Annotated in this window: 10 protein-coding genes and 1 tRNA gene; 5 read left to right on the top strand and 6 right to left on the bottom strand. The window is 70.7% G+C overall.

The window, feature by feature from the left end; all coding sequences use genetic code 11:
• Positions 1–7: 7 nt before the first annotated feature.
• The 4 genes from ACFYYH_RS26325 (at position 8) to ACFYYH_RS26310 (ending at position 7,911) form a co-directional block, all read left to right on the top strand.
• The gene (locus ACFYYH_RS26325) at positions 8–1,489 is read left to right on the top strand and encodes a hypothetical protein (RefSeq protein WP_388555699.1); all 1,482 of its coding nucleotides are present in this window, start codon (positions 8–10) and stop codon (positions 1,487–1,489) included.
• Complete coding sequence (locus ACFYYH_RS26320) at positions 1,486–2,961, top strand: hypothetical protein (RefSeq protein ID WP_388555697.1); 1,476 nt, start codon at positions 1,486–1,488, stop codon at positions 2,959–2,961. Before ACFYYH_RS26325 ends, ACFYYH_RS26320 begins: the two co-directional genes overlap by 4 nt.
• Complete coding sequence (locus tag ACFYYH_RS26315; RefSeq protein ID WP_388555695.1) at positions 2,958–7,193, top strand: WD40 repeat domain-containing protein; 4,236 nt, start codon at positions 2,958–2,960, stop codon at positions 7,191–7,193. The genes ACFYYH_RS26320 and ACFYYH_RS26315 overlap by 4 nt, the downstream gene beginning before the upstream one ends.
• A 166-nt stretch (positions 7,194–7,359) precedes the next feature.
• Entirely contained in the window at positions 7,360–7,911 is a 552-nt protein-coding gene (locus tag ACFYYH_RS26310; RefSeq protein WP_388555693.1) for a hypothetical protein, read from the top strand.
• A 162-nt stretch (positions 7,912–8,073) separates the two neighbouring features.
• On the opposite strand, the gene ACFYYH_RS26305 is transcribed toward ACFYYH_RS26310, so the two are convergent.
• The 6 genes from ACFYYH_RS26305 to ACFYYH_RS26280 all read right to left on the bottom strand — a co-directional run bounded on the left by ACFYYH_RS26305 (position 8,074) and on the right by ACFYYH_RS26280 (position 13,528).
• Positions 8,074–8,967: a haloalkane dehalogenase gene (locus ACFYYH_RS26305; protein WP_388555691.1), complete on the bottom strand. Its 894-nt coding sequence runs from the start codon at positions 8,965–8,967 to the stop codon at positions 8,074–8,076.
• 119 nt (positions 8,968–9,086) lie between these two features.
• On the bottom strand, positions 9,087–9,800 hold the full coding sequence (locus ACFYYH_RS26300) for a hypothetical protein (protein WP_388555689.1): 714 nt from the start codon (positions 9,798–9,800) through the stop codon (positions 9,087–9,089).
• 177 nt (positions 9,801–9,977) lie between these two features.
• Positions 9,978–10,982, bottom strand: coding sequence for an alcohol dehydrogenase catalytic domain-containing protein (locus tag ACFYYH_RS26295; RefSeq protein WP_388555687.1), 1,005 nt, complete (start codon positions 10,980–10,982; stop codon positions 9,978–9,980).
• A gap of 234 nt (positions 10,983–11,216) precedes the next feature.
• On the bottom strand, positions 11,217–11,804 hold the full coding sequence (locus tag ACFYYH_RS26290) for a CGNR zinc finger domain-containing protein (protein WP_388555686.1): 588 nt from the start codon (positions 11,802–11,804) through the stop codon (positions 11,217–11,219).
• Between the two features lie 58 nt (positions 11,805–11,862).
• Entirely contained in the window at positions 11,863–12,741 is an 879-nt protein-coding gene (locus ACFYYH_RS26285) for an NmrA family NAD(P)-binding protein (protein WP_388555684.1), read from the bottom strand.
• A 713-nt stretch (positions 12,742–13,454) separates the two neighbouring features.
• A tRNA-Thr gene (locus ACFYYH_RS26280) sits at positions 13,455–13,528 on the bottom strand.
• Positions 13,529–13,732: 204 nt separating this feature from the next.
• On the opposite strand from ACFYYH_RS26280, the gene ACFYYH_RS26275 reads away from it, so the two are divergent.
• Positions 13,733–14,857 (top strand): ABC transporter ATP-binding protein, encoded by a 1,125-nt coding sequence (locus tag ACFYYH_RS26275; RefSeq protein ID WP_388555681.1) that lies wholly within the window; start codon positions 13,733–13,735, stop codon positions 14,855–14,857.
• Positions 14,858–14,962: the final 105 nt, after the last annotated feature.

Below are 14,962 nucleotides of genomic sequence, written 5' to 3'. Positions count from 1 at the left end.
GGACGAGATGCCCGAGAACGACGGCCAGGACCACGGGCGCGTGGCCGGCCCCGACCTCCGCGCCCTGTACGCGCGCGACGGCAAGGGCCCGCTCGTACGCGGCGACCGCATAGCGACGGAACACGGAACAGACAGGACAGATGGAACGGCCGGAACGGCCGGAACGGCCGGAACAGATCGAACGGCCGAGGAGGCCGGAGCCGTGGTGCTCGGCATGGCCTTACGGAACGGCCGGGAGACCCTGCTGCTGACCGGCGACGAGAATCTGGAGACACCACCGGACCGACCGGTGCCGGGCACGCACCACGACGGCGCGGACGACGACGGCACAGGCCACGACGGGGCGCAGCACGACGGCACACACCACAGCGCGCACGGCGGTACGGGCGCCAAGGCGCACGGCGGTACGGGCGCCGACGCGTCCGACGGTACGGCCAACAGCCAGGCCGAGGTGGTCCGTTCGGGGCCGGGGCCCGTCGAACGCTGCGCACCGGGGTCGCTGCACCGCGCGGAGGAAGTGGCCCCCGGCCTGCCCGCCGCCTTCGAGCGCTGTCTCGCCGAGGCCGGTCAGGAAGGCGCGTTCATCGGCACCCTGATGGATGGGGTGGGCCGCGACGGACACGAGTTCTGGCTGATCGGCGGTGCCACCCGGGACCTGGTCGGACAGGGGCCGGCCGCCCGCCCGAACGACCTGGACTTCGCGGGTACGGTCGGGCCCGCCGGCATGCGGCGGCGCATCGACGCACAACAGGCGGCGGGCGATCTCGGTGACTATCTGCTCGCCCTGAGCCCGCAGAGCCTGGTCGTCTCCCTGGCCCGCCCCGAGGACAGGGGCGCCAGGATCCTGGAGTACAAGGCGCTTTCGGTGACCGGCTTCCGGTTCCCCGCGTACGGAGCGGATCTGCCCGAGGACGTCCTCACCCGCGATCTGACCATCAACAGCCTGTACTACGACCACCGTCGTGAGATCGTCGCCGACCCCACGGGCGCCGGGGTCGCCCATCTGCGCGCCCGGCCCCCGGTCCTCGCCACCCGTAACCTGGAACGCGGCCCGGCGCAGCGGGCGCAAGTGCTGCTGCGCTTCCTGAAGTTCGCGCTCCGGATGCCCGACGCCGACACATCCGCGTTCACCGACTGGGCGGCGGAGCTGCCCGGCACGCTCCCGGCCGAGCTGTCCCCGGCGGACTGGCGTGCGCTGCGCGGCTCGTGGAAACGCTCTGTGGCCCCGCAGGACCGCGAACAGGCCGTACGGATCGCACAGGACCTCGGTCCGGTGGCGTACACGGTCGTGGACCAACTCACCAGGCCCCCCGAGCACCCGCCCACACCCACACCCGTGCCCACACCCGCACCCACATCCACCTCCGCACCCGCACCCGCACCCGCACCCGCACCCGCACCCGTATCCACCTCCGCACCGCAACCGCAACCGAGACCGGCACCGGCACCGGCACCGGCACCGGCCCAGCCGGAAGGGGACCTGGCATGACAGCGACACACAGCCCGCTGAGCAACTGGGTCGTGGACGCGATCCCGACGGCCGACGCCCTGACCCCCGACACCATGGGCGACAACACCATGGGGGACGACGGCATGGGGCACGACACCATGGGCGACAACGCCATGGGAGCCGGCACCACAGGGGACACGCCCACGCCCGATGGCCCGCGCTGGCGGGCGGACGGCTGGATCAACGACGGCGACGAGCGTGCCGACGCCCGCCGGATGCCCCGCTTCGCCGACGGCTGGCAGCGCCGCTCCCTGACCACCGAGGACGGGACCCCGGCCCTGGGCCTGGTGCACCCCGCGTCCGGCACGGCCGTCCTGGAACTCACCGAGTCCGGGGAGCCCGTCCCGGCGACCGAGGAGACCGCCGCGGCCGTGTCCGCCCTCGAAGAGCGCTGGCCGCCCGCACAGCTCACCCGATACGAATCCAGCGTTCTCGCAGAGGCCGATCCCGCGCTGCGGTACTCGCTGCTGACCCGGCTGGTCTCGGAGGGCGATCCCCGCCCCGACAGCTTCCACATCCTGCCGTGGGAACGGGTGGAGAACCTCGTCGACGAGGTCACCGCCACACTGCGCCGGGGACCGGACGCGCTCCCCGCGGTCTCCCCCGCGATCCGGCTGCGCCACCATTTCGCCCCGGCCGGCTCGCGGTTCACCGCCTCCCTGGAACAGCTCGACGCCGGGCTGCGCGCCGCCGATCCGGTCGTCGCCCGGGTCGGCGCCACCCGGCTGTGCTCACGGCTGGCCACCCTCCGGACCGACCGGCTGCCCGACACCACCCGGCTGCGTCTGTCAGGTCTGCTCCTCGCCCTGCCCACCGTCCATCCGTTCCTGCGCGGTGCGGCACGGATCGCGGCGGCCCGTCTGGGAATTCCGCTCTCCGGTGAGGGTCGCTTCGACGACCGGTCCCTCATCGACGAGTTCTTCCGTGACGGGGGCTTCACCTCGGGTCCGCCCGCGATGCTTCCCACCGATCTCGCTCCCGCGGCCGGGAGCGACGACGAGGCCCGGCAGGCCGAGGCGCGGGTGGTGCGCGAACCGTTCACGATCCGGCTGGCCGTCACCTCCACCGGGCGGGCGGAGATCGAGGTCGAGGCACCGCTGACCGAGACCGCGGCGGAAAGCGTCGCCACGAGCTACGGGGTGCTGCTGCTTCCCGTGCGGGTGCTCGGCGTGGTCGGCGGCACCGACTTCTACGTCCTGATGGAAGCCGACGAGGATCTGCTGCTGGGCGAGCTCGACCTCCCGGTCGGCCGGGGGCGGTTCGTCAGTGTCGACCAGTCCGGGCCCCCCGTGGGCCGGGCCGAACTCGCCTTCCTCGGCGTGGCGGAGGTACGCGCCACGATGCGGGCCCTGCCCACCCGTTCGGACCGCGAGCGCTGGCTGGACCTGGTCGGCACGCTCCCGGCCGGCCACCCCGTGCGTACCGCGGTGGAGGAGGAGACACAGAGATGACGACAAGGACGCCACCCGCCACGGCCGGGAGCCCCGACGGCACGGCGGAGGACCCCTGGGAACTCCTCAAGCGCTATCTGGAACCGGACACCCGGCCGCGCAAGCGGGACGCCAAGCGGCTCAGGGCCCGGATCACGGCGGTGAAGAGCCCCGTGGCTCCCTGGCTCACCGCTCTGGTGCGGGCAGGCGACGAGACGTCCTTGCGGCGCGTGTACGCGGAGCGGGCGCCCTTCCACGAGGTGATGGCCGACTGGCAGGCACGGACGGAGGCCTCCACGACGGCCCGGCAGAACACCTCCACGACAGCCCGGCCGGGCACACCCACGACAGCCCGGCAGAACACCTCCACGACGAACACCTCCACGACGGCCCGGCTGCGGGAGGTCTCCGGACTGTCGGACGTCTTCGGCGCGGACGAGCCGCTCGGGCTCCACGCCGTACGGGTCATGGCCGGTCTCGCACTGGAACTGGTCACGGCCGACCCCGAGGAATCCCGGCTGCGCACGGCCCTCGTCTGGTACGAAGCGGCCGGCTCGTCGCCGGTCTCGGCGCGCGTGGCATGGACCCCGGAGGCGCTCGCGGACGGGAACGAGCGGCTGCTCGCGGTGCTGAAGCGGCTGGTGGACGTCGCGGGGGAGGAGGCCGCCGGCGGAGCCGCGTACACGACGGCCGTCGTGCTGTACCGGCTGGCGACGGGCTCGATGCCGGGGCGCGGGCGCGAGCCGGTGAGCGTACGGGTCCTCTTCGACCTGGGCGGCAGGGGCGCGGTGGGGCAGCTCCAGGCGACCTATCTGCCCGGTGGGCCGACCGCCCTGGTACCGCACCCGGAGACGATTCCGCTCTTCTCCGGCGACGCGGCGTTCCGCGGCGCTCTGGACGTGGCCTGGACGCTCGCGGGGGCGGACCGGCTCTGGGGCACGGTGCTGTGGACGGTGCAGGACATCGGCGTCGTGGAACAGGACCCCACGCCACAGCACATGCCGCAGCACATGCAGCAGCAACCGCCGCAGTCCCCGAACACGCCCCGCACACCACCCACACCACGCACACCACGCGCACTCCGCGCACTTCGCGCACCCCGCACACCACGCGCACTCCGCGCACTCCGCGCACCCCGCGACGGTGGCCCGGACGTCGCGAAGGCCGCGGTCGCGGACCCGCGGACCGCTTCCGGCACGTCCGCCCTGGCCACGCTGCACGAGACCCTCAGCTATGTGGAGGGCCCCTCGCTCGGTGCCGCCTTCGCCGTGGTGCTCCGCGAGATCCGGCGGATCAGACCGCCCGCCCTCACCCCGCGCACGACTCCACGCTGGGCGGGCACCTGGCTCTGGCAGGCCGTCGCGCCGACGCGGCTGACCCTCCTGAACGCCGTGACGGGCGCGGTCGACGAACAGGGCGTGCTGCGCCCCGTCGGCGGCTACCGGGTCAAGCTGGAGGCGGCCCGGCGGACGGCACGGCTGGTGGTTCCCTCCTATGACGGGGAGGAGGCGCGACAGGCCGCGGAGCGTCTGCCGGAGGGGGTACGGCCGCAGATCGTGCCCGTACTGCACTGGCGTCAGGCCGCCCGCAAGGCGCGCCGCCGGAGCACCCAGGCGATCCTCAAGGCGGTGACGGTCCCCGCGCTGATCGCGGCACTGGTGGCGGGCGGCCTCTGGTACCAGGCCAGAGGCGCCGCGGAAGCCGAGCGCACCCAGAAACAGGCCCGTGCGCTGCTGAACGACGCGGTCGCGGCCCGCGATTCCGATCCCGCGCTGTCCCTGCGTCTGGCGCTGGCGGCCGAGCGGCTGGACCCGTCGGAGGCGAACCGTACGGCCCTGCTGGAGACCCTCCTCGTCAGCCGCTACCGCGGCGAACTGCCCACGCGCGCCGACCAGACCACGCGGACCGGTTCGGGGGAAGCACGGACCGGCTCCGGGGAAGCACCGACCGGCCCCGGGAAAGCACCGACCGGCTCGGGGGAAGCGCCGGCGCTCCACGCCCTCGGCTACACCAACGGCGGTCGCACGCTGCTCACCAGGGACGCGGAACGGATCACCGCCTGGGACGTGGCGGGCCGACGCACCGTCTCCTCCTTCGTACCGGGCCCGCGCCCCGACTCCGAGCTGTTCTACCGCACGACAAGGGCGGTGCTGGAGCCCGACCCGACGAGCGCGACCGTCGTGGTGGGCACGCTCACCAAGGGCGCGGAGCTGTGGACGTTCGACAACCCCGCGCGTCCCCGCCGTCTGGCCGCGCTCCCCCTCCCGGGCGTGCTGGACGCCCGGTTCAGCGGGGACGGGGAGACCCTCGTCACGATCAGCTCAGCACCGGCCCTGGAGCTGGATCCGACGGCGGACGAGCCGGACGTGGTGACGCTGTGGGACACCTCCGACCCCGCCCGGCCGAAGAAGCTCGCGCCCCTTCCGCCCCGGGAGGAGGGAGCGGACGAGGTGTGGGGGGTCGCTCTGGACGCCACGGGGAGCAGGCTCGCCGTCGCGGAGCAGATCCAGGTGGATGTGTACGAGCTGGGCCCGCACGGTGAGGCGGAGCGGCTCACCCGGATCGACCCGAACGCCTCGCAGGCCAAGGACCATCTCCGTCCGTCCGGTGGCGGACAGATCAACCCGACGGAAGATGTCGCGTTCTCCGCGCGGGACAACAACATCGTCTACACCGCGACCTCCCGCCCGCTGGCCGCCGGCGCCGGTCTCGCGGACAACTTCGTGAACGCCTGGGACCTCACCGAGGGGAAGGGGAGCCCGTACGAGCTGGCGGCGGTGTACGAGGGCAGCATCCAGGTCGTGCCGGGTCCCGCCGGAGGCGTGGCGACCTACGCCGCCGACGGTTCCGTGATCGTGAGCAAGGAGGTGCGGATCCATCCGGACGGCACGGAGCAGAAGAAGACCCGGCCGCGCACGCCGGACCAGGACCAGAACCCGGGTCCCGCGACGCGGTTCGCCTACAGTCCGGACGGAAAGACCCTGGCCACCTACGGCACCGGGCGGACCGTACGGTTCTGGGACGTCGCCGACCGGCGGTGGACACCGGACGCGGCACCGCTGATCGACGCCGAGCACGCCGCGTACAGCGCGCGCACCGGGGTGCTCGCCGTCGTGGGCCATCGCAGCCGTGCCGTCGGCGCCCCGAGGGAAGTGGCCCTCTACGACACGGCCAGGGGTCTTCCCTACGGGCTGCTCGGGGTGCTGCCGCAGCGCGCCGAGACCGTTGCCTCGCTGGCCTTCAGCGCCGACGGAACGATGCTGGTCGTGGGCGGTTCGGACGAAAGCCGACAGGGCGGTGGGGGGACGCCGCCACCCTCGGACGAGCCGGCCGGCCAGGTGTTCGGGAATCCCGGCGACGCGCTGTACGAGGACGGGGCGGCGGAACAGGCCGACGGGACGCGGGACGACGGCGCGCAGGACGGTGTGATCATCCGATGGGACGTCCGCACCCCGTCATCCCCCCGGGCGCTGCCGGGCACCCTGCGGACCACCGGGCCCACCGTGACATCCGTGGCCGTCAGCGACGACAAGCGGGTGATCGCGGCCACGAACGGCAGCGGACAGGCCGTGGTGTGGTCGGTCGCCGGGGACCGGGTGTCCGGGCCCGTCGTGCCGGCCGTCTCCGGCGCGCTTCCTTCCGAGGACGGCGGCGGGGACGCCATGACGGAGGCGGGCTCCCAGCTGTCCCTGGGGGCGCGCGGAAAGCTGCTCGCGATCCACAACGGCCGCGGCGAGGTGTCGCTGTGGAATCTGGACGATCCGTCCCGGCCCCGGAGACTGTCGGCGGTCTCCGCCGCCGGCGACGGCAGCCCGCGGCTGAGCGCCGACGGCACCTCCCTGTGGGTGCGCGAACAGCGCTGGGACCTCTCCGACCCCCGGAGACCCGAGCCCCTCCCAGCGCTGCCCGTGCCCACCGGTCGCACCGGCCTGCGCCTGACGGAAGCGGGCCCCTGGGGCGCGCTCCTCACCACCGAGGACCGGGACTCGTCCCTGTGGTTCGTACGCCCGGGAATGGCTCCCGTATCCCTCGGCACCAACCAGTTCTACAAGCCCGTGCGCGCCTTCGCGATGGCACCCGGCCAGGTCCTCCTGGGCAACTTCGAGTCCGCCCGCGTGATCGACGCCTCCGCCACCGTCCGTCTGGCACAGGACCCCCGCCGAGCGGCCTGCGACCTCGTGGGCACCGGCCTGACCCGAGCCGAGTGGAAGACCTACGTACCCTCGTCCCCCTACCGGAAGAGCTGCGACTGACCACCCGGTCCCGCGCTTCGACGGCGCTTCCGGCCAGCCACGCCCCGGCCTGGTACGCCGCGCCCCTCACCCCATGCACTCCGCATGCACTGCGCATGCACGGCTTCGCGCGCGGTGCAACAGTTGATGTACGAAGACGGAGCGGACCGAGCTCACGGAGTTCCCCATGTCAGAGATCCGGTCAGATCTTGTCCTCTCGGAGTCGGCATTCCATGCCGTGATCAACGCACCGATCGAGCGGGTCGACATCGCGAAGTGGCTGTTCGCCCTGCCTGAAGCCGAGTACCAGCGCTGTGCGCCCCCGGACCACATCGCGGCGGGTTACACCACGACGGATGACGGTCAGCCGATGTCGATCAATGTCGAGATGATCGGAACCGGCCTTACGATCCAGCATTACGTGGCGGAGACAGCCGGAAGAGACCATTGCCACATGGTGTCGACGTCCGACGTGTTCACCCCCAACGGCCCCAGCAAGGTGCAGGTGATCTGGGACCTCAGCGCGAAGCGGACCGACGACACCCACTGCGAGTACACCAACTCCGTGATCGCGCACCCCACCGACGAGTTCCTGGTCTTCCTCAAGGAACACGGCGTGTCGTTCGAGCAGGCCGCGAAGGAGCGTCAAGCCGCGGGCAGCGACCACAACAGGCGCGAGACGCCGCTCTACGCGGCGAGTATCGAACGGGCCGCTCTCACGACTCAGCCCCAGTCGTGATCCCCCGGAAGTAGCACCATGTTGTGGGCACCCAGAATGTCCACCAGCTCATGCAACTTCTCGTCCGGCCAAGGTGCCGGCCTGCCGCCCTTCTCCCCGTAGGCGAGCCCGGCAAGGCCCGCCGGAACGACAGGCCGGCCGGAAGCCCGTGCCGCGGGGGAGTCAGTGGGGGTTCGTGCCGCGGATCTCGCGGACGAAGTCCGCCACCGCTGTGCCGATGCTGTGGGGGTTGTCCTCCTGGACGAAGTGCAGGCCGGGCACGGTCACTTCGGTCTGGTTCGGCCAGGACCGGCAGAACTCGCGCTGCGGGCCGATCAGGATCGCGCCGGGTTCCGCGTTGACGAACAGTTTGGGCACGGTGGACCGGGCCAGCCACCGGCCGTAGTCCTCGACGGTCTTCACCACGTCACGGGGCTCACCGTCGATCGGCAACTGGCGCGGCCAGCTCAGCGTGGGCCGGCGGCTTTCCCCGGGGACGCGGTAGGGCTCGCGGTAGACCGTCATCTCCTCCTGCTCCAGTTCACGGAGGACCGCCCTCGGCAGCACTTCCTCGACGAACAGGTTGTCGGTCAGCACCATGGATTCGCCGGCGTCCGAACGGAAGCCCTGGAAGGTCCCCCGTGCGGGTTCCCGCCAGTCCTCCCAGCGCATGGGGGCGACGATGGCTTCCATGTAGGCCAGCCCCGCCACCCGGTGCTGGTGGTGGAACGCCCAGTCGAAGCCGAGTGCGGAGCCCCAGTCATGGAGGACAAGTACGGCGTTGTCCCCGATCGCGAGGTGCTCCCAGAGCGCGAACAGATGATCCCGCTGTTCGCGGTAGGAGTAGCGGTCCGGACCGGAGGGGTGGAGCCTGCCCGAGTCACCCATGCCGACCAGGTCGCAGGCGATGAGCCGGCCCATTCCCTCCAGGTGCGGCATGACGTTGCGCCACAGGTAGGAGGACGTCGGATTGCCGTGCTGGAACAGGATCGTGTCGCCTTCTCCTTCATCGATATAGGCCATGCGGACGCCGTTGATGTCGGCGAACTTCTTCTCTGCGTAGGGGCGGATCGTCATTCCCGGGTCTCCTGATTCCTGGATCTCCTGGTGAACGGGACAGCGCGGTTTCGGTGACCGCGGGCCGGGGCGGCCGTGACGAGAGTCCGCGACGCGGCGGTTCGGCCGGCGCGAACGGTTCACTCGATGCTGATGTCGGTGAGGTCGACGGTGATGCCGGGGCTGGACAGGGTGCGGCCGTCAATGACGGGCAGCACGTAACGGTGCGTCGGGAAGACGAGACCGGCAACGGACCGGTGCGCCTCGGCACGGTGGACAGCCGCGCGGCCGCCCACGACGAACGCCGCGTAGTCCTGACGCCGCAGCAACCCGGATCCGTCGTAGTAGAAGGTCTGTTCCGTGCTGTGAGTGGCGATGTGCGGGGGGAAGGTCACATGGAGCCGTCGCCACTGCTCACCTGCCTCCTGCCAGGGGTCCAGCTCCCGGGTCCGTACGCCCGGCAACGTCAGCAGGTGGGGAGTGGTGAGGTAGTTCCACAGGCCGTACCCGCCGAAATACAGCACGTGCAGCTGGTCCCAGGGGGTGGTGCGGTCGTGGCCCGCGTAGGCCTCCCGCGGTGCGTGGCGTTCCCGGAGGACGTTTCCGTCCCGATCTTCGACGGCGACGCGGTCGGGGGTGAACACCCCGCGCAGCCCGGGGGCGGTGAAGTCGGTGAAGACCAAGTGCTGCCGGTGCACATCGACGGCGACGCCAACCTTGGACAGGGTCCCTTCCTGGCCGCGTGACGCCCACATCGGACCGCCCATGTCGACCGTGGCGTAAATCGTCGTGGCGTCGCTCCAACGTCGGAGGCCCCCGTGAGCCTCAAGTACGAAGTCCAGCAGTTTCGTCATCTTCGAACTCGCCCTTCGATTCAGTGTTGTGCGTGGGGGTGGTTCGGAGCGGTTCCGGCGCGCGGAACCGGACCGTCGCCCAGATCTGTCGCGCCGTCGGCGCAGTCCGTCGCCGTCTGCCGTGTGCTGGTCATGGGCTGCGCCCGACGTGGCGGTGGTGCGCGCACGAGTCCCGCCCTAGACGGTGAGGACCACGCGGAAGCGCGCGTCCCCGCCGATCATGTGGTCGAACGCCGCGGTCGCTTCGCTGAGCGGCCGGGTCTCGGTCATCGCCCGCACTCCTTGGTTCACGGCGAATCGGAGGTTGTTCTCGTTCTCGATCGCACTCCCCGAGAGGGACCCGCGTACCTTCACGTCATCGAAGATCAGCTGCATGGGGGTGACCTTGACCGGTTCGTCGGACGCTCCGACGACCACGAGTTGTGCGCCGCTCGCGAGGCCGCCCAGCAGGGGGGAGATGTCGCCGCCGGCAGCTGTCGCGATGACGACCTGTGCGCGCCCCAGCCTGACGAGTTCCTCTCCCGGATCCGTCGCGGCCGAGTCGATGTAGTGGTGCGCACCGAGCTCACGGGCGAGCGCCTCCTTGGCGGTGCCACGTGCGATGGCGACGACTCGCAGGCCCATCTTGGCCGCGTACTGGACACCCAGGTGTCCGAGGCCGCCGATGCCCTGGACAGCCACCAGATCGCCGGCCTTGGCGTTCGCCTTGAGGAGCGCGTTGAAGGTGGTGAATCCCGCGCACAGCAGCGGCGCGGCCTCGACCGGGGTCAGCTCGTCCGGGATCGCCACGAGAGCGCTCGCCCGCGCGTGGATCACTTCCGCGTAGCCGCCGTCGACGGTCATTCCGGTCCACGGCTGGTTGGTGCACGCGACGAAGTTGCCCAGCCGGCAGGGCTCGCAGACACCGCAGTGCCCGCCGAGGAACCCGATCCCGACCCGCTGCCCCGTCGACCACCCCTCCACGCCGGCCCCGAGCGCGTCGATCACCCCGACGACTTCGTGGCCCGGAACCCGAGGCGTCTGGGCGGGATCGTGCGGCCGCACGCTGAAGCTGTCGGTGTGGCAGATCCCGCACGCCTCGACACGAAGTCGGACGTGTCCGGCGGTCGGCTCGGCGAGTTCGCGCACCGCTGGTCGCAGTGAACCGTCGGGGGCGACCTCGATGACCTTGTAGGTGGACATGGCAGTGAAACCCTTCCTGGTCGGATGAACCTGTGTTCGGCTGTGATGAGTTCGCAGGCGGGCAGGATGGTCGGCCATCTTGCGGCCGAGTCGTCGAGAAGCGGCGTTCGCTCAGGCATCCGTCGGCGCAGGGCATGGCGGACCGAGGCGTCAGCCCACGCCTGTGCTCCGCCGGGTGTTACCGCGGAGAGCCGGCACCGGTGCGGGCCGATCAGGCGTCGTCCGCCGCCCGGGTCACCGGCTGTCCGGTGTCCGTTGCCGTCGGCGCCACTCGCGGACGTGCTGGGGCGTGCCGCACCGGGCCATGTCGTGCCAGACCCGGGTGCCGCTCTTGGACCGGTCGTAGAAGACCACGAGGCACGCCGGGTTTCGGCATACCTTCAGGCGGCGCAGCAGGTCGTGCTCCTGTGCGAGCAGCAGCTCCGAGCTGACCGCCGAACGCAGCCAGTTCGCACCCGCGCCTTGGGGCAGCAACTCGAAGCGGCCCGCGTTCCACGAGACCTGCAGCGGTGCCGACAGGGCCTCTGCTGAAGGGGGCGCGTCGCCGAGCAGACCGCGGACGTCCGCCCGTAGCTGTTTGACCGACCGGATGGTGCCCGTCTTCGCCGTGATCGGCGGCACGGTGGTGCCCGGATGACGTGCACGCCACTCCCGCAGCACGGAGTCCATCCATGCCTGCGCCGACGCCGGGTCGTCGAGCATCTCCATCTCGCTGAAGGCCGAGGGACCGAAGGAGTTCAGCAGAGAGTGGGTCAAGTGCAGTTCGGGTGGGGCGGGCTCGACGCTGTAGCGTTCGATGGCCTCCCGCCAGACGATGTCCATGCGTAACTCCTCGACGGTCGGGCCCGCTCGGCCAAGGCCTGGTCGGACCCGGTACCGGCTACGAAGCGGAGAGCAGTTCAGCTACGGTCTCATTGATGAAGGCGGCCGCCGGTCGGGCCGGCTTGCCGAGAAGGACGTGCGTATCGCCGTGCACCTGGCTCATGATTCCCTCCCGCGTGAACTGATCGAGGCCGAGCAGAACGGCGACCTGCAACGGCGGGAGTCCGAGCCCGGTCAGGAACGACTCGTTCTCCGACTCCGCGCGCTCGTGGTGACGCACTTCGCGGCTCACCGCTGTTGAGATCAACTCGGCCACCTGGGACATCGACACCGCGTCGGGGCCGGTGAGCGTGTAGGCACGCCCGGCGTGCGCCTCCGGTCCCTGCCGAAGCAGGGAGGCGAAGACCTCGGCCACATCACGGGTGTCGACGAACGTGCAGACACCGTCGGCGCTGTTCCCTCCCCAGGCGTCCTGCGGGATGAATTGCGAGGCGATGCTCACGATGGTGTCGATGAAGGTGGACGGTCGAACCAGGGTCGACGGGATGCCCGAATCGGCCAGATGGCCCTCGACCGCGCGGTGCACGTCAAGGATCAGATTCTCCGTGCCGGTGTCGACACCCTCGCAGGAGAGTTTGACCAGATACTCGACTTCGGCCGAGGCCGCGGCGTCGATCAGCGCGTTCTCGTCCTGCACCTGCGTCGGCGAGCCGCCGAGGCCCACGAACACGCGGTCCCCCTTGCCGAAGCCGCCCACGAGCCGGCCGGGATCGGTCAGATCGATCTGGAAGAACTCAAGCCCGTCCTGGTGTCCGAGCCGTTCGGCGGCGCGCTCGGCGTCACGGGTGAGCACACGCACCTGATGGCCCTGCCCCAGCAGCTCTCGCGTGATCTTGGAACCGACCGTGCCGGTCCCGCCTGCGACAACGAAACTCATCTCTGTTCCTCCCTCGGGGAACCCCCGTGCTGTTATCACCATTCAGCTTATGCCAATAACGGCGTGGATGCACGCCACCCGAGCGAGGAAGCATCGGCGGCCCGCCGCGCCAGCCGACCAGCACGCCCGCGCGACTCGACTGCTCCGGTCGCCGTCAACCCGGCGAACCATCGGGCTGACCCGGGCCTCTGGCCTCGGGCTGTCACGGGGTGGTCCGTCCGAGGGGTGATCGAAAACGCGAGAAGCGCTCCGTCCGCATCGAGGCGAGGGCGGCGGCCGGACGGTGGTCGCCAGGCCGGGCGCGTGCGACCCGACCGTCTCCGGCCTCATCGACATTTTGGCCGCGGTCGGCCCGCAGGCTCTGACGCGATCCGGTCAGCACGGGCCGAAGTGCGCAGCCCCCGCACCTCAGCACCACCCCGACCGGAGCAATAGGGTGGGTGTGGGTGGTTTGCGTGCGACGGCCGCATAGGATGCGGCGCCGGAGCCGCATAAAGGTCGCGGTGCCGGCCGTGCCCGTGCGAGGTGCCACCTTCGCCGTGTCTCTGGGCGCACCGGTGGCCACGGGCGACGCACGGTTCCTTGCCCGTTCGGCCACCGCCCGGCCACCGGAGCTGTCCCGACGAGAGCGCCCACACAGGCCTACGCGGACCGGAAACCCGGGAGATCACAAAAGGCCCAGACCGGAGCATGTCCGACCTGGGCCTTCACGGAGCCCCCTGTCGGATTCGAACCGACGACCTACGCATTACAAGTGCGTTGCTCTGGCCAACTGAGCTAAGGAGGCGTGCCCGAGCAGTGTAACCGCCCCGGATCGCCTCCCGGCCAGGAATTTCGCCAGGGCCGGAGTACTGACAGATCGGGAATCGCCAGGTAGCGTCACCTGCAGTTCACCCAGGTGGACTAGACCCATCCTCCGCCCTCCGGCGGGGGAACCATTCCTTTACTCGGATCGTCCGGCACGTTCCTGCCGGTGGAGGGACACATCACCATGGCAACTGTCTCGTTCGACAAGGCAACCCGTGTCTACCCGGGTTCCACGAAGCCCGCCGTCGACCAGCTCGAGATCGAGATCGCGGACGGCGAGTTCCTCGTCCTCGTCGGTCCCTCCGGCTGCGGCAAGTCGACCTCCCTGCGCATGCTCGCGGGTCTTGAGGACGTCAACGGCGGCGCCATCCGCATCGGTGACCGCGATGTCACGCACCTGCCGCCGAAGGACCGGGACATCGCCATGGTGTTCCAGAACTACGCGCTCTACCCGCACATGTCCGTCGCCGACAACATGGGCTTCGCGCTCAAGATCGCCGGCGTGAACAAGGCGGAGATCCGCAAGAAGGTCGAGGAGGCCGCGAAGATCCTCGACCTCACCGAGTACCTGGACCGCAAGCCGAAGGCCCTCTCCGGTGGTCAGCGGCAGCGTGTCGCGATGGGCCGCGCCATCGTGCGTGAGCCACAGGTGTTCCTCATGGACGAGCCGCTGTCGAACCTCGACGCCAAGCTCCGTGTCTCGACCCGTACGCAGATCGCGTCGCTCCAGCGCCGTCTCGGCATCACCACGGTGTACGTCACCCACGACCAGGTCGAGGCCATGACGATGGGCGACCGGGTGGCGGTCCTCAAGGACGGTCTGCTCCAGCAGGTCGACTCGCCGCGCAACATGTACGACCGCCCGGCCAACCTCTTCGTCGCCGGCTTCATCGGCTCCCCGGCCATGAACCTGGTCGAGGTCCCGATCACCGACGGCGGTGTGAAGTTCGGCAACAGCGTGGTGCCCGTCTCGCGCGAGGCGCTCGCCGCCGCCGCGGACCGGGGCGACAAGACCGTGACGGTCGGCGTCCGCCCCGAGCACTTCGACCTCGCGGAGGAGAGCGGCGCCTCGGGCGCCCTGTCCAAGGACGCGCCGGCCGGTCTGGCCGTCACCGTCAATGTCGTCGAGGAGCTGGGCGCCGACGGCTATGTCTACGGCACCGCCGACCTCGGCAGCGAGAAGAAGGACATCGTCGTCCGCGTCAACGGCCGCGCCGTGCCGGAGAAGGGCGCCAAGCTCCACGTCGTGCCGCGCGCCGGCGAGACGCACGTCTTCTCCACCTCGACCGGTGAGCGCCTGACCGACTGAACTCACGGAGTTCACGGAGTTCACGGAGTTCGGTGACTTCACTGACCGGCTGAATCGGCCGAGTCTTCGCGCGGCCCCGCACCACGGTGCGGGGCCGTTCGCGTA

Origin of the sequence: Streptomyces sp. NPDC002018 (genome assembly GCF_042890865.1) — a bacterium.
In the GTDB taxonomy this organism is placed as follows: Bacteria; Actinomycetota; Actinomycetes; order Streptomycetales; family Streptomycetaceae; genus Streptomyces.
The sequence above is the reverse complement of the archived record's forward strand: the minus strand, read 5'-3'. Positions and strand labels throughout refer to the sequence as shown.

What these genes read in the sequence shown, in the direction of transcription:
- ACFYYH_RS26325 (WP_388555699.1), top strand. Translation starts at nt 8, where the DNA reads ATGCCCGAGAACGACGGCCAGGACCACGGGCGCGTGGCCGGCCCCGAC.
- ACFYYH_RS26320 (WP_388555697.1), top strand. Translation starts at nt 1,486, where the DNA reads ATGACAGCGACACACAGCCCGCTGAGCAACTGGGTCGTGGACGCGATC.
- ACFYYH_RS26315 (WP_388555695.1), top strand. Translation starts at nt 2,958, where the DNA reads ATGACGACAAGGACGCCACCCGCCACGGCCGGGAGCCCCGACGGCACG.
- ACFYYH_RS26310 (WP_388555693.1), top strand. Translation starts at nt 7,360, where the DNA reads ATGTCAGAGATCCGGTCAGATCTTGTCCTCTCGGAGTCGGCATTCCAT.
- ACFYYH_RS26305 (WP_388555691.1), bottom strand. Translation starts at nt 8,967, where the DNA reads ATGACGATCCGCCCCTACGCAGAGAAGAAGTTCGCCGACATCAACGGC.
- ACFYYH_RS26300 (WP_388555689.1), bottom strand. Translation starts at nt 9,800, where the DNA reads ATGACGAAACTGCTGGACTTCGTACTTGAGGCTCACGGGGGCCTCCGA.
- ACFYYH_RS26295 (WP_388555687.1), bottom strand. Translation starts at nt 10,982, where the DNA reads ATGTCCACCTACAAGGTCATCGAGGTCGCCCCCGACGGTTCACTGCGA.
- ACFYYH_RS26290 (WP_388555686.1), bottom strand. Translation starts at nt 11,804, where the DNA reads ATGGACATCGTCTGGCGGGAGGCCATCGAACGCTACAGCGTCGAGCCC.
- ACFYYH_RS26285 (WP_388555684.1), bottom strand. Translation starts at nt 12,741, where the DNA reads ATGAGTTTCGTTGTCGCAGGCGGGACCGGCACGGTCGGTTCCAAGATC.
- ACFYYH_RS26275 (WP_388555681.1), top strand. Translation starts at nt 13,733, where the DNA reads ATGGCAACTGTCTCGTTCGACAAGGCAACCCGTGTCTACCCGGGTTCC.